14 protein-coding genes are annotated in these 14,893 nt (G+C 58.2%); all 14 read right to left on the bottom strand.

Going from position 1 to position 14,893, the window contains the following annotated elements; translation table 11 throughout:
* Positions 1 to 24: 24 nt before the first annotated feature.
* The gene (locus PMI27_RS13785) at positions 25 to 2,055 is read right to left on the bottom strand and encodes a pyridoxamine 5'-phosphate oxidase family protein (RefSeq protein ID WP_008155725.1); all 2,031 of its coding nucleotides are present in this window, start codon (positions 2,053 to 2,055) and stop codon (positions 25 to 27) included.
* Between the two features lie 63 nt (positions 2,056 to 2,118).
* Positions 2,119 to 2,745, bottom strand: a complete 627-nt coding sequence (locus tag PMI27_RS13790; RefSeq protein ID WP_008155723.1) for a glutathione S-transferase family protein — start codon at positions 2,743 to 2,745, stop codon at positions 2,119 to 2,121.
* A gap of 131 nt (positions 2,746 to 2,876) precedes the next feature.
* Positions 2,877 to 3,779 (bottom strand): LysR family transcriptional regulator, encoded by a 903-nt coding sequence (locus tag PMI27_RS13795; protein WP_008155721.1) that lies wholly within the window; start codon positions 3,777 to 3,779, stop codon positions 2,877 to 2,879.
* Between the two features lie 78 nt (positions 3,780 to 3,857).
* A complete protein-coding gene (glmS, locus tag PMI27_RS13800) occupies positions 3,858 to 5,690 on the bottom strand; it encodes a glutamine--fructose-6-phosphate transaminase (isomerizing) (protein ID WP_008155719.1) in 1,833 nt (610 codons plus the stop codon).
* Position 5,691: 1 nt separating this feature from the next.
* Positions 5,692 to 6,468, bottom strand: a complete 777-nt coding sequence (locus PMI27_RS13805; RefSeq protein WP_008155718.1) for a DeoR/GlpR family DNA-binding transcription regulator — start codon at positions 6,466 to 6,468, stop codon at positions 5,692 to 5,694.
* Positions 6,469 to 6,708: 240 nt separating this feature from the next.
* On the bottom strand, positions 6,709 to 8,076 hold the full coding sequence (gene glmU, locus PMI27_RS13810) for a bifunctional UDP-N-acetylglucosamine diphosphorylase/glucosamine-1-phosphate N-acetyltransferase GlmU (RefSeq protein ID WP_033053376.1): 1,368 nt from the start codon (positions 8,074 to 8,076) through the stop codon (positions 6,709 to 6,711).
* A gap of 116 nt (positions 8,077 to 8,192) precedes the next feature.
* Positions 8,193 to 8,618, bottom strand: coding sequence for a F0F1 ATP synthase subunit epsilon (locus tag PMI27_RS13815; RefSeq protein ID WP_008155716.1), 426 nt, complete (start codon positions 8,616 to 8,618; stop codon positions 8,193 to 8,195).
* Positions 8,619 to 8,663: 45 nt separating this feature from the next.
* Complete coding sequence (atpD, locus tag PMI27_RS13820) at positions 8,664 to 10,043, bottom strand: F0F1 ATP synthase subunit beta (protein WP_008155715.1); 1,380 nt, start codon at positions 10,041 to 10,043, stop codon at positions 8,664 to 8,666.
* Between the two features lie 27 nt (positions 10,044 to 10,070).
* The gene (gene atpG, locus PMI27_RS13825) at positions 10,071 to 10,931 is read right to left on the bottom strand and encodes a F0F1 ATP synthase subunit gamma (protein ID WP_008155714.1); all 861 of its coding nucleotides are present in this window, start codon (positions 10,929 to 10,931) and stop codon (positions 10,071 to 10,073) included.
* Positions 10,932 to 10,981: 50 nt separating this feature from the next.
* Positions 10,982 to 12,526, bottom strand: coding sequence for a F0F1 ATP synthase subunit alpha (gene atpA, locus PMI27_RS13830; RefSeq protein ID WP_008155713.1), 1,545 nt, complete (start codon positions 12,524 to 12,526; stop codon positions 10,982 to 10,984).
* Positions 12,527 to 12,547: 21 nt separating this feature from the next.
* Positions 12,548 to 13,084 (bottom strand): F0F1 ATP synthase subunit delta, encoded by a 537-nt coding sequence (locus PMI27_RS13835; protein WP_008155712.1) that lies wholly within the window; start codon positions 13,082 to 13,084, stop codon positions 12,548 to 12,550.
* 12 nt (positions 13,085 to 13,096) lie between these two features.
* Positions 13,097 to 13,567, bottom strand: coding sequence for a F0F1 ATP synthase subunit B (locus tag PMI27_RS13840; RefSeq protein ID WP_008155711.1), 471 nt, complete (start codon positions 13,565 to 13,567; stop codon positions 13,097 to 13,099).
* Between the two features lie 56 nt (positions 13,568 to 13,623).
* Positions 13,624 to 13,881, bottom strand: coding sequence for a F0F1 ATP synthase subunit C (atpE, locus tag PMI27_RS13845; protein ID WP_002555987.1), 258 nt, complete (start codon positions 13,879 to 13,881; stop codon positions 13,624 to 13,626).
* Positions 13,882 to 14,014: 133 nt separating this feature from the next.
* Positions 14,015 to 14,884 (bottom strand): F0F1 ATP synthase subunit A, encoded by an 870-nt coding sequence (gene atpB / locus PMI27_RS13850; protein ID WP_008155710.1) that lies wholly within the window; start codon positions 14,882 to 14,884, stop codon positions 14,015 to 14,017.
* Positions 14,885 to 14,893 lie beyond the last annotated feature (9 nt).

Below are 14,893 nucleotides of genomic sequence, written 5' to 3'. Positions count from 1 at the left end.
TACAGAAGCTGCGTTCGGCAGATGCTACAGGTCGAGGACCAAAGGCTGCGACCCCTGCGCCGGAATCGCACAACAAATCAGCACGTGTCCGTCGTCCGGCACTTCGGCCGGCGGCTGTGGATAGTTCACCTGGCCGCTGATCAGCCGGGTCTTGCAGGTCCCGCAGGAACCCCCGCGGCAGCTGAATTCCGGGCGCAATCCACGGCTTTCCGCCAACTCCAGCAAACTGCCGCCGTCCGGTTGCCAGCGGGCCTCTTTAGCCGAGCGCTGAAACAACACCGGCACCGAGGTGGTAGCAGCGGGCGGTTGCTCGATGACCACCGCGTCGGGGTCCGGCACCCGGCGCAAGGTCGAGGGGCCGAAGGTTTCGGCGTGAATCCTTGCATCACGGATGTCCAGTTCCCGCAGGCCGTCGTACAGCCCTTGAGTAAAACTGCCCGGACCGCAGAGGACAAAATCCAGCTGATCGTAGTCCTCCACTTCAAGGAGGGTCTTGAGCAGCGCGGTGTCGATCCGCCCCGTCAGGTCGAAATCCTCACCCTCCAAGGCCCCGGCTTCCGGCTGACTCACCAGACGCAGCACCCTGACCGCATCGCCCGCGTCATCGAGCAAGCGATCCAGCTCAGGACGAAACACTTGATCGGCCAACGTGCGCGAACTCTGGAAAAACCAGGTCGGCCGGATGCGGCGGGTGCGCAGGCCTTGGTAAACCACTTCGCGCAGCATCGACAGCAGCGGCGTGATGCCGACACCGGCGGCCAACAACACCAGCGACCGACGTTCATTAGGTGCCACGGTGAAATGCCCTTGAGTCGCACGGGCCTCCAACAGATCACCGACGCGTACCTGTTCATGCAGATGCGAGGACACCAAGCCTTCACGCTTCACACTGATGCGGAAAAAATCATCGGACGGCGCGCTCGACAGGCTGTAAGTGCGGATGTGCACCTCGCCGGCAATGTTGAAGCGCAGCGGCAAATGCTGCCCGGCCTGAAACACTGGCAACCCTGCGCCATCGGCAGGCTCCAGATAGATCGAGCGGATGTTGTGGCTTTCCTCTTTGATGCGCGCCACCCGCAGCGGCCGCCAGGTATCGCCCAAGGCCTGGGCTTGCAGACGGGCGTTGGCCTGCGCCCAGGTGCCGGTGAGCAAACTGGTGGGTGACACGCCGTCGAAGCGCCAGCGCAGAGCAAGCGCGGCGGGCCTGCGCACCACGCGTTCGATCTCGAATGTCCACAAGCGCTCGGCCCCTTGAAACGCCTCAACCTGTGGGCCTTCAAGAATGACTTCGGTGCGGCCACTGAGGTGCAGCAGGTCTCCCGAGTTGAAATCGATAAACAGCAAACCGGCCCGGGGATTGAGCAGCAGGTTGCCCAAGGTGTTGAAAAACAGGTTGCCGGCGAAATCCGGAATGGTCAGGCGATTGCCTTCTACCTGTACGAAACCGGCCAGGCCGCCTCGGTGAGAAACGTCCACCGAGCGTTGGTTATCAACGTCCACGTAACTGGCGACAAAGAATGTATCGGCTCCCGCGATCAGGGTTTTAGCCGCTTCATCCAGCCCGTTGAGGTGTTGCGCGATGCGAGTCGACGGATCCGCCAACGGCACCGAGCGGAACTGCCGCAATTGAATGTATTGCGGGCAATTGCCGAAGGACTGCTCAACTGCCACATCGAAGCCGCTCGCCGTCATCGCGCCGACTCGGCCGTTGAGACGATTGCGGCGACGGGTGTGCAGTTCGATCCCCAGCAGGCCGATCGCCGCGCCCTCCGTCAGTTGCGCCGGATCATCAGCGCCCGGCAGGCTGCTAAATTGCAGCGCACCCGGCGTAGGCGAGTGAGCGAAACCCGGTGGCCCTTCAAGAATACTGGCCCATGGATTACCGTCGGCACCCACCGCGCCGTACAGCATGAACGGCAGTTGCTCATAGAACGTGCGGTGCTGATCCGGCATCTCGCGGCGAATCACCTTACGACCGAGCACCTCCATTCGCTCGGCAATGCCCACATGAGCCTGCAATTGTTTCTCGCCGGCGTGCCAGGGTGAACGGTCCACAACGACTTCTCCCCTGCGCCATCGGCGCAGTGTGAACGACCCGACAGTGTCGGGCCGTAAGCATCAGGCAGTTTTTTGCAGACCGGCAACGGTGCGCGGCATGCCGACAAACCCTGGCAACGCTTCGATCCGCGCCAGCCAGGCGCGGATGTTCGCGTAGTCCTCCAGGGACACGTTGCCTTCTGGCGCATGGGCGATGTAGCTGTAGGCCGAAACGTCGGCAATGGTGGGCTCGGCGCCAGCCAGATACGGCGTTGCTGCCAGTTCCTGATCGATCACTTTGAGCAAGGTGTGGGAGTAAGCGATCACTTCTTCAGCGTTGTAAGCCGCACCAAACACCGTGATCAGCCTCGCTCTGGCGGGGCCAAAGGCAATCGGCCCAGCGGCAATCGACAACCAGCGCTGAACCTTGGCCGCCCCGACCGGATCGGCTGGCAGCCAACGGCCGTTGCCATATTTCTGCGCCAGGTAAACCAGAATCGCGTTGGAGTCGGCCAGCACCACGCCTTGATCATCAATGACCGGAATTTGACCAAAAGGGTTGAGCGCGAGGAAATCCGGCTGCTTGTGCGCGCCCTTCGGCAAGTCGACAAAGATCAGCTCGGTCGGCAGATGCAGCAGGGACAGCATCAGCTCCACACGGTGAGCGTGGCCGGAACGTGGGAAGTTGTAGAGTTTGATCGCTTGCATGGTCGACTCCGCTGGGTGGTGGCGCTGTTGAACAGAGATCAGCACCGATGGGGCGCTATCTTCCACCCGCAACCAAAACAACAGAATAACCAGCCAACGCAATCCATTATTTCACCCAGCGAAATAAACCATCACGCCTGCAAGGACGGATGCTCACGCAGCGCGCTCACCGCAAAATCAACAAAACTGCGAATCCGCGCAGGGGCCTTGCGCCCGCCCTGATAGACCACATGGATAGGCAATGGCGGCAGTTCGAAGTCAGCCAGAACGATTTCCAGCTCACCGGAAGCGACTTTGCTCGCGACCTGATAAGACAGAACCCGGGTCAGCCCCAAGCCCAGGCACGCTGCCGTAATAGCTGCCTGATTGGCCGTCACCACCAGGCGCGGCGCTGGTCGAACACTCAGCGGCTCTCCCCCTTCGAGGAACGGCCAGGTTCTCGACTGACCGATAGAGGACGTCGCAATAACCGGCGCCTGAGCCAGATCCTGAGGATGTCGAGGTCGACCACGGGCCGTCAGGAATTCCGGCGAGCCGCATACCACCCGCCGAACCTCACCCACGCGAATCGCATGCTGATTACTGTCGGGCAACTCACCGATCCGCACGGCGACATCGATGCCCTCCTCGACCATGCTGACCACTCGATCGACCAGCAACCCATTGATGCTGACCTCAGGAAATTGCGTCAGATAATTCACCATCACAGGCGTGACAAACAGCTCACCGAACAACACCGGTGCGGTGATTGTCAATTGCCCACGCGGTTGAGTGTGGCTGCCCGCCGCCGAATCCTCGGCTTCCTGCACCTCGGCGAGAATCCTCCGACAGTCTTCCAGGTAACGCTGACCCGCCTCGCTCAAATACACACTGCGGGTGGTGCGCGTCAGCAGCACCGTGCCGATGCGTTTCTCCAGCGCCGCCACTGCGCGGGTGACGCTGGCGGCCGATAGGCCCAAACGCCGCGCCGCGGCCGAGAAGCCTTGGTCTTGGGCGACGGCAGCGAAGACCTGCATTTCCTGGAATCGGTCCATGGGCGTGTCCTCAATTCAGATAAAAAAAATCGCAACCGTAGGCTGCGATTTTTAATGTTTCCATCTCCTGTGGATAACTTATTCCACCGTCACCGACTTCGCCAGGTTACGCGGCTGATCAACGTCGGTGCCTTTCAACACGGCAACGTAATACGAGAGCAACTGCAGCGGAATGGTGTAGAGGATCGGCGACAGGATGTCGTGGATGTGCGGCATTTGCACAACATGAGTGCCTTCGCCATTGGTCATGCCGGCTTGTTCGTCTGCGAAGACGATCAGCTCGCCGCCACGGGCGCGGACTTCCTGGAGGTTGGATTTCAACTTCTCCAGCAGCTCGTTGTTCGGTGCCACGGTGACCACTGGCATGTCGTTATCCACAAGCGCCAACGGGCCGTGTTTCAACTCGCCGGCCGGATAGGCTTCGGCGTGGATGTAGGAGATTTCCTTGAGCTTGAGCGCTCCTTCCATTGCCACCGGGAATTGCGCGCCACGACCGAGGAACAGGGTGTGGTTTTTCTCGGCGAACAGCTCGGCGATTTTTTCGACGGTGCTGTCCATGGCCAGGGCTTCACCGAGGCGGGTTGGCAGGCGACGCAGCTCTTCAACCAATGTGGCTTCGACGCCTTTGGTCAACGTGCCGCGAACCTGACCCAGGGACAAGGTCAGCAACAGCAGACCGACCAATTGAGTGGTGAACGCTTTGGTCGAAGCCACACCGATTTCGCGACCGGCCTGGGTCAGCAGAGTCAGATCGGATTCACGCACCAACGAGCTGATACCGACGTTGCAAATCGCCAGGCTCGCGAGGTAACCCAACTCTTTGGCGTTACGCAGGGCGGCCAGGGTGTCGGCGGTTTCACCGGACTGGGAGATGGTCACGAATAGCGTATCGGCCTGCACCACCACCTTGCGGTAGCGGAATTCGCTGGCGACTTCGACCTGGCACGGGATGCCGGCCAGTTCTTCGAGCCAGTAACGGGCAACCATGCCGGCGTGGTAGCTGGTGCCGCACGCGACGATCTGGACGTTACGCACTTTGGCGAACAGCTCGGCAGCCTGTGGACCGAACGCTTGCACCAGCACTTGATTCTGGCTGATGCGACCTTCCAGGGTGCGTTGCACCACGGCCGGTTGCTCGTGAATTTCCTTGAGCATGAAGTGGCGGAATTTGCCCTTGTCGGCGGCTTCGGCACCATCGCGGTATTGCACCGACTCACGTTCGACGACTTGGCCGCTCAGGTCCCAGATCTGCACGCTGTCGCGGCGAATTTCGGCGATATCGCCTTCTTCCAGGTACATGAAGCGGTCAGTGACCTGGCGCAGGGCCAGCTGATCGGAAGCCAGGAAGTTTTCACCCATGCCCAGGCCGATAACCAGCGGGCTGCCACTGCGGGCCGCAACCAGACGATCCGGTTGCTGAGCGCTGATCACCGCCAAACCGTAAGCACCATGCAGCTCTTTGACAGTAGCCTTCAGGGCCACGGTCAGATCAGGCAGATCCTTGAGTTTGTGGTCCAACAGGTGGGCAATGACTTCGGTGTCGGTGTCCGAGGTGAACACGTAACCCAAGGCTTTCAGTTGCTCGCGCAGGGCTTCGTGGTTCTCGATGATGCCGTTGTGCACCACCGCCAGATCACCGGAGAAATGCGGGTGAGCATTGCGCTCGCTCGGCGCACCGTGAGTGGCCCAGCGGGTGTGGGCGATACCCAGGCGGCCGACCAACGGTTCTTCGGCCAGCGCCAGTTCCAATTCACTGACCTTGCCCGGGCGACGCAGGCGCTCAAGCTTTTGGTCATTGGTGTAGACCGCTACACCGGCACTGTCATAGCCCCGGTATTCCAGGCGTTTCAGGCCTTCGAGCAGGATGGCGGTGATATTACGTTCTGCGACTGCGCCGACAATTCCACACATGCTATTTCTCCTGATTGACAGCCGCGAGGATCAAGTTGATTCCGCGGGCCTGAATCTGATCCCGTGCCTCAAGCGGCAGGCGATCATCGGTAATAAGGGTATGGACGCTGCTCCACGGCAGCTCCAGGTTGGGGATCTTGCGGCCGATCTTGTCGGCCTCCACCATGACAACCACTTCCCGGGCGACTTCAGCCATGACCCGGCTCAGCCCCAGCAGTTCGTTGAAGGTGGTGGTACCGCGAACCAGGTCGATGCCGTCGGCACCGATGAACAACTGGTCGAAATCGTAAGAGCGCAGGACCTGCTCGGCCACTTGCCCCTGAAAGGACTCGGAATGCGGGTCCCAGGTGCCGCCGGTCATCAACAGTACCGGCTCATGCTCGAGTTCGCTCAAGGCATTGGCGACATGCAGGGAGTTGGTCATCACGACCAGACCCGGCTGCTGGCCGAGTTCCGGAATCATCGCCGCCGTGGTGCTGCCGCTGTCGATGATGATCCGCGCATGCTCGCGAATCCGCGTAACGGCGGCGCGAGCGATAGCCTGTTTGTATTTGGACACCGGCTGACCAAGGTCGGCCACCAGCTCTTGAGGCAGGGTAATCGCTCCGCCATAACGGCGCAGCAGCAAGCCGTTGCTCTCAAGTGCAGCGAGATCCTTGCGGATCGTAACTTCAGACGTTTCGAAGCGCTTGGCCAGCTCATCCACACTGACTTCGCCCTGCTCATTGAGCAAGGCGAGGATGTTGTGACGACGTTGTGGTGTATTGCGCTTCGACATGGCTTGGTAAGTTTCGATTCGAAAGATAACGGAAGCAATCAAAACCTATTGGCGAAACTTCGTCAAGCGTGGGGCGATAAAACGACCTGTGGATAAAAGCATCGCGGGCAAGCCATGCTCCTACGGGTCAGCGTCGTTCACACATTATGTGAACAACCTAAAACTTGTAGGAGCATGCGGTGCGGCGATCCGACTTGCCGCGATTACTATCTCAAGAACGCCAGGTTAACTGTGGATAACTCAGCTCTTCTTGATTTTCTCAGGCCGTTTCCAGCCATCGATATTCTTCTGCCGCGCACGGCCCACGGCCAACTGCAAGTTATCCACATTCTGCGTAATGGTCGAACCAGCAGCAGTGGTCGCACCGGAAGAGATATCCACAGGCGCAACCAACGAGTTGTTGGAACCGATGAACACATCTTCACCCAGCACGGTTTTCCATTTATTGGCGCCATCGTAGTTGCAGGTAATGGTGCCCGCGCCGATATTGGTGCGCGCGCCGATCTCGGCATCACCCAGATAGGTCAGATGACCGGCCTTGGCGCCTTCGCCCAGGTGAGCGTTTTTCAATTCAACAAAGTTACCCACATGGGCGCGTGCTTCCAGCACAGTGCCTGGACGCAAACGAGCGAACGGGCCGGCATCGCTGCCTTCGCCCAGAACCGCGCCTTCGATGTGGCTGTTGGCCTTGATCACCACACCTTTGCGCAGCGTGCTGTCCTTGATCACACAGTTCGGGCCGATCACCACGTCATCCTCGATAACGACCTTGCCTTCGAGGATCACGTTGATGTCGATCAGCACGTCGCGGCCGACGGTGATTTCACCGCGCACATCGAAACGAGCCGGGTCACGCAGGGTCACGCCTTGAGCCATCAAACGACGACCGGCGCGCAGCTGATAGTGACGCTCAAGCTCGGAAAGCTGCTTGCGGTCGTTGGCGCCCTGCACTTCCATGGCGTCATGCGGTTGCTCGGTGGCCACCACCAGACCGTCGCTGACCGCCATGGCGATTACGTCAGTCAGGTAGTACTCGCCCTGGGCGTTGTTGTTCGAAAGACGGCTCATCCAGCCAGCCAATTGCGCGAACGGCAGCGCCAGAATGCCGGTGTTGCCTTCAGTGATCGCTCGTTCGGTTTCGTTGGCGTCTTTCTGCTCGACGATAGCCGTCACTTTACCGTCAGCGTTGCGGACGATGCGGCCATAGCCAGTCGGGTCGTCCAGTTCTACTGTCAACAAACCCAGTTGCTGCGGCGCTACTTGCTTGAGCAAACGCTGCAGGGTCTCGACTTCGATCAATGGCACGTCACCATAAAGAATCAGGACGGTGTCGGACTCAATGAAAGGCACCGCTTGAGCAACGGCGTGTCCAGTCCCAAGCTGTTTGTCCTGCAGGACGAAATTCAGATCATCAGCCGCCAGACGCTCACGCACTGCCTCGGCGCCATGGCCGATCACTACGTGAATGCGCTGTGGATCAAGTTGCCGGGCGCTGTGGATAACATGGCCGAGCATCGAGTTGCCGGCAATCGGATGCAGAACCTTCGGCAGTGCCGAACGCATGCGAGTGCCTTGACCAGCAGCGAGGATAACGATTTCTAAAGACATGACTGGCTACCAATCCTGGGTGGTCTGCGGCTGCGACCAGGTTATGAATATCTAAAAAGAAAAAAGGGTAGCCGAGGCTACCCTTTTTAATCAATCGCACAACAAGCAGTGGCCTATTAGTGGCCGAACTTCTTGCGGATCTGCTGGACGGTGCGCAGCTGAGCTGCAGCCTCGGCCAGACGTGCGGCAGCAGAACCATAATCGAATTCTGCACCACGGTCATGCAAGGCCTTCTCGGCAGCCTTAACGGCTTCCTGAGCGGAGGCTTCGTCCAGGTCGGCAGCACGTTGCACAGTGTCGGCAAGTACCTTGACCATGTTCGGCTGAACCTCGAGGAAACCGCCAGAGATGTAATACACCTCCTCTTCCCCGCCCTGCTTGATCAGGCGGATCGGGCCCGGCTTGAGATTAGTGATCAGCGGCGCGTGACCCAGGGCGATACCAAGATCACCCAGTGCACCGTGCGCAACCACCATCTCGACCAGGCCGGAGAAGATTTCCCCTTCCGCGCTGACGATATCGCAATGGACTGTCATAGCCATCTGATTGCCTCAACCTAAATTAGCGCCCGTTGCCGGGCGCCGGGATTACAGTTTCTTGGCTTTCTCGATCGCTTCTTCGATGCCGCCGACCATGTAGAACGCTTGTTCTGGCAGGTGGTCGTAGTCACCGTTGAGGATGCCTTTGAAGCCAGCAATGGTGTCTTTCAGGGAAACGTATTTACCCGAAGCACCGGTGAAGACTTCAGCCACGAAGAACGGCTGCGACAAGAAACGCTGGATCTTACGAGCACGGTTTACCAACTGCTTGTCGGCTTCCGACAGCTCGTCCATACCCAGGATCGCAATGATGTCCTTCAGTTCTTTGTAACGTTGCAGAACATACTGTACGCCGCGAGCGGTGTCGTAGTGGTCCTGGCCGATTACGTTCGGGTCCAGCTGGCGCGAAGTCGAGTCGAGTGGATCGACCGCTGGGTAGATACCCAGGGAAGCGATGTCACGGGACAGAACGACGGTGGCGTCCAAGTGGGCGAAAGTGGTCGCTGGCGACGGGTCAGTCAAGTCATCCGCAGGTACGTATACCGCCTGGATCGAAGTGATCGAACCGTTTTTGGTCGAAGTGATACGCTCTTGCAGAGTACCCATCTCTTCGGCCAGGGTCGGCTGGTAACCTACTGCGGAAGGCATACGGCCCAGCAGTGCGGATACTTCAGTACCGGCCAGGGTGTAACGATAGATGTTGTCGACGAACAGCAGAACGTCGTTACCTTCGTCACGGAACTTCTCGGCCATGGTCAGGCCGGTCAGTGCTACGCGCAGACGGTTACCCGGCGGCTCGTTCATCTGACCGTAAACCAGTGCCACTTTGTCCAGAACGTTGGAATCCTTCATCTCGTGGTAGAAGTCGTTACCCTCACGAGTACGCTCACCCACACCGGCGAACACGGAATAACCGCTGTGCTCGATGGCGATGTTACGGATCAGTTCCATCATGTTTACGGTTTTGCCTACACCGGCACCACCGAACAGACCGACTTTACCACCCTTGGCGAACGGGCAAACCAGGTCGATAACCTTGATGCCGGTTTCCAGCAGGTCGTTGCCGCCCGCTTGTTCAGCGAAGGTTGGCGCAGGACGGTGAATGCCCCAGCGCTCTTCGGTGTCGATCGGGCCAGCTTCGTCGATCGGGTTGCCCAGTACGTCCATGATCCGGCCCAGGGTCGCTTTACCGACCGGTACGGAGATGGCTGCGCCAGAGTCGGTGACTTCCAGACCGCGCTTCAAGCCTTCGGTGGAACCCATCGCAATGGTACGAACCACGCCGTCGCCCAGCTGTTGCTGAACTTCCAGGGTGGTTTCGGCCGCGCTTACAACTTTCAACGCGTTGTAGATGCTCGGTACGCTGTCGCGTGGAAATTCCACGTCGATAACGGCGCCGATGATTTGAACGATACGTCCGCTACTCATAGCTGGATCCTCTGAATATTTGAACCGTTAAACCGCGGCAGCGCCGCCGACGATTTCCGAGATCTCTTGGGTGATCGCAGCCTGACGCGCCTTGTTGTAGACCAGCTGCAAATCGCTGATCAAATCACCGGCGTTGTCGGTAGCGTTCTTCATCGCGATCATCCGCGCAGCTTGTTCAGCCGCGTTGTTCTCGACCACCGCCTGGTAGACCTGCGACTCGACGTAACGGACCATCAAGCCGTCAAGCAGCTCTTTGGCATCCGGTTCGTAGAGATAGTCCCAGTGGTGCTTGAGCGATTGATCCGGGGTTGCCTCCAGTGGAATCAACTGCTCCACAGTAGGCGTTTGCGTCATGGTGTTGATGAACTTGTTGGACACCACGGACAGGCGATCAATACGGCCGTCCAGGTAGGCATCCAGCATCACCTTGACGCTGCCAATCAGATCATTGATCGACGGCTCTTCACCCAGGTGGCTGATAGCTGCAACGACGTTACCGCCGAAGTTGCGGAAGAAAGCCGCACCCTTGCTACCAACAACACACAGATCGATCTCGACGCCGTTTTCGCGGTTTACCGCCATGTCCTTGACCAGGGCCTTGAACAGGTTGGTGTTCAAACCACCGCACAAACCACGGTCAGTGCTCACCACGACGTAACCGACGCGCTTTACTTCACGCTCGCTCATGAAGGGGTGGCGATATTCCGGGTTGGCGTTGGCCAAATGACCAATAACCTGGCGGATGCGCTCCGCGTAAGGACGGCTAGCAGCCATGCGCATTTGTGCCTTGCGCATTTTACTGACCGCCACTTTTTCCATGGCGCTGGTAATCTTTTGCGTGCTTTTGATGCTCGCAATCTTACTGCGAATCTCTTTTGCGCCTGCCATGTAACACCTATCAGGTTAGCAAGCGGGAGCCTTGCGGCTCCCGCTGCGGCTTACCAGGTTTGGGTGGCCTTGAACTTCTCGATACCGGCTTTCATGCCAGCGTCGATTTCGTCATTGAAGTCACCCTTCACGTTGATCTTCGCCATCAAATCGGCGTGATCGCGGTTGAAGAAAGCAATCAGCGCTTGTTCGAAGCTGCCGATCTTGGCGATTTCAACGTCAGTCAGGAACCCACGCTCAGCGGCATACAGCGACAGCGCCATGTCAGCGATCGACATTGGTGCGTATTGCTTCTGCTTCATCAGCTCGGTAACGCGCTGACCATGCTCAAGTTGCTTACGGGTCGCTTCGTCCAGGTCAGAAGCAAACTGGGCGAATGCCGCCAGTTCACGGTACTGAGCCAGAGCGGTACGGATACCACCGGAGAGCTTCTTGATGATCTTGGTCTGAGCGGCACCACCCACACGGGATACCGAAACACCGGCGTTCACAGCAGGACGGATCCCGGAGTTGAACATGGCCGATTCCAGGAAGATCTGACCGTCGGTGATGGAAATCACGTTGGTCGGAACGAACGCGGAAACGTCGCCAGCCTGGGTTTCGATGATCGGCAGTGCGGTCAGGGAACCGGTTTTGCCGGTCACTGCGCCGTTGGTGAACTTCTCTACGTACTCTTCCGAAACGCGGGATGCGCGCTCCAGCAGACGGGAGTGGAGATAGAACACGTCGCCTGGGTAAGCTTCACGGCCTGGTGGACGGCGCAGCAGCAGGGAAATCTGGCGGTAAGCCACTGCTTGCTTGGACAGATCGTCATAAACGATCAGCGCGTCTTCACCGCGGTCGCGGAAGAATTCACCCATGGTGCAACCGGAGTACGGTGCCAGGAACTGCAGTGCTGCAGATTCCGAAGCGCTCGCAGCCACGACGATGGTGTTAGCCAGTGCGCCGTTTTCTTCCAGTTTGCGAACCACGTTAGCGATGGTCGATTGTTTCTGACCGATCGCTACGTAGACGCAGAAAATGCCGCTGTTTTTCTGGTTGATGATCGCGTCGATCGCCAGAGCGGTTTTACCGATCTGACGGTCACCGATGATCAGCTCACGCTGGCCACGGCCGACAGGGATCATGGCATCGACAGCCTTGTAGCCAGTCTGTACAGGCTGGTCTACCGACTTACGCCAGATCACGCCTGGAGCAACTTTCTCGACCGCATCGGTCTCGGTGTTGTTCAGCGGACCTTTGCCGTCAACTGGGTTACCCAGTGCGTCGACTACGCGACCCAGCAGTTCCTTACCAACCGGAACTTCGAGGATGCGGCCAGTGCACTTGGCGCTCATGCCTTCAGCCAGAGACTGGTAGGAGCCCAATACAACGGCACCTACGGAGTCTTGCTCTAGGTTGAGAGCCATACCGAAGACGCCGCCCGGAAACTCGATCATCTCGCCGTACATTACGTCGGCCAGACCGTGAATCCGCACGATACCGTCAGATACGCTGACGACAGTGCCTTCGTTACGGGCTTGGGAGGTCACATCGAGCTTGTCGATGCGGCCCTTGATAATTTCACTTATTTCGGAAGGATTGAGTTGCTGCATTGCTCTGCTGCCCCTTCAAACTCAAGATTTCAATGCTTCGGCAAGGTTCGCGAGTTTGCCGCGTACCGAGCCATCGATTACCAGGTCGCCGGCGCGGATGACAATGCCCCCAATAAGGGATTTGTCTTCCTCGACTTGCAGGCGCACTTCCCGGTTGAGTCGTGCACTGAGAACCTTGGCGAGTTTGTCTTGCTGTTCTTGGTTCAATGCAAAAGCACTGGTGACTTCAACGTCTACCGATTTCTCTTGTTCGGCCTTGTACAGGTCAAACAGAGCGGCGATCTCCGGCAACAGCGGGAGACGGTCGTTTTCGGCAACGACGTTAATGAAGTTCTGTGCCTTCACATCAAACTTGTCGCCGCACACGTCAATAAACGTGGCGGCCTTGTCTGCGCTCGTCAGTCGCGGGGCCTTGAGCACGCGCTGCATGGTGTCGTCTTGCGACACTGCTGCAGCCAGGCCGAGCATGGCTGACCAAGAGGCCAGTTGCTGGTGGGCCTGGGCGTGCTCGAAGGCTGCCTTAGCGTAAGGTCGGGCCAACGTGGTCAATTCTGCCATGATCGCCCTCGCTTAAATTTCAGCAGCCAGTTTGTTTACCAGCTCCGCGTGCGCGTTTTGATCGATTGTGGCACCCAGGATCTTCTCGGCGCCGCCAACGGCCAGAGCACCCAATTGGGCACGCAGCGCGTCTTTGACACTGTTCAGTTCCTGCTCGATCTCGGCCTGAGCCTGAACCTTCACACGGTCAGCGTCGATACGGGCTTTTTCAACAGCCTCTTCGACGATCTGGTTACCGCGTTTCTTGGCTTGCTCAATGATTTCAGCTGCCTGAGCTTTTGCTTCGCGCAGTTGATGACCCGCTTTCTCTTGGGCCAACTCCAGGTCGCGAGCTGCTCGGCTGGCAGCATCCAGTCCATCCGCGATCTTCTTCTGACGTTCGTGCAAAGCCGCGATGACCGGAGGCCACACGAACTTCATGCAAAACAGTACAAAAATGAAGAACGCAACGGACTGGCCAATCAGGGTTGCATTAATGTTCACGCCAACACCTCGCTCGTTCGTTGCACATCACACCAATTACTCGAAGGTTCGAGTAATTAGCCAGCGAGTTGACCAACGAATGGGTTCGCGAAGGTGAAGAACAGAGCGATACCAACACCGATCATGGTTACGGCGTCGAGCAGACCGGCAACGATGAACATTTTGACTTGCAGCATTGGAACCATCTCTGGCTGACGCGCTGCGCCTTCCAGGAACTTGCCGCCCAACAGGCCGAAACCAATTGCGGTACCCAGTGCGCCCAGGCCGATCAACAGTGCAACAGCGATAGCGGTTAGACCAACTACAGTTTCCATCTTTCCTCCCGACTTTTACGTCGTATGGTTTAGGTTTTTTAGATTTTAAAGCGGTAAAACAAATCGTTTCATAGCCCTGTTCGGGCACCCACTCGTTTGACCGAGTGGGACATCAGACTAGTCGAGACTGGTCTTAATGGTTCTCTTCGTGCGCCATCGACAGGTAAACGATGGACAACATCATGAAGATAAACGCCTGCAGGGTGATGATCAGGATGTGGAACACTGCCCACGCCCACTGCAGAACTATGCCCAGGCCACTAAGCCAGAGCAGACCGCTGCCGAACATCACAGCAATCAGAATGAAGACCAGTTCGCCGGCGTACATGTTGCCGAACAGACGCAGTGCCAGGGAGATAGGCTTGGCAACCAGCGTCACGAACTCCAGCAGGAAGTTCACCGGAATCAGCAGGGCTTGAACGAAGATGTTCTTGCTGCCGAAAGGGTGCAGGGTCAGTTCGCCGATGAAGCCGCCGATGCCCTTGACCTTGATGCTGTAGAAAATGATCAACGCGAATACCGACAGGGACATGCCCAGGGTCGCATTCGGGTCAGTGGTAGAAACAGCACGGAAGACCAGGTGCGGGTCGCCAGTAATGATGGCAGCCAGCTTAGGAATCCAGTCAACCGGTACCAGGTCGACGGCGTTCATCAGGAACACCCAGACAAAAATCGTCAGAGCCAATGGCGCGATCAATGGATTACGGCCGTGAAAGGTATCTTTCACGCTGGTGTCGACGAACTCGATCAGAACCTCTACGAAGTTCTGTAGGCCGCCAGGCTGACCGGAAGTCGCCTTCTTTGCCGCCATGCGGAAAAGAAGAACGAAGATCAGACCCAACGCGACCGACCAGCCGAGAGTATCGACGTGGAAAGCCCAGAAGCCCATTTCTTTGGCTTCTGCTGCGGTGTGGGCAAAACCCCACCCGCCAGTTGGGTGCTGACCGAAGGTCAGGTTCTGCAAGTGGTGCTGGATATAGCCCGAAGCGGTTGTCTCTGCCATGGTTGCCTC

Origin of the sequence: Pseudomonas sp. GM41(2012) (assembly GCF_000282315.2) — a bacterium.
Taxonomy (GTDB): domain Bacteria; phylum Pseudomonadota; class Gammaproteobacteria; order Pseudomonadales; family Pseudomonadaceae; genus Aquipseudomonas.
Note: the sequence above shows the minus strand (reverse complement) of the source record. Positions and strands in the feature narration are given on the sequence as shown.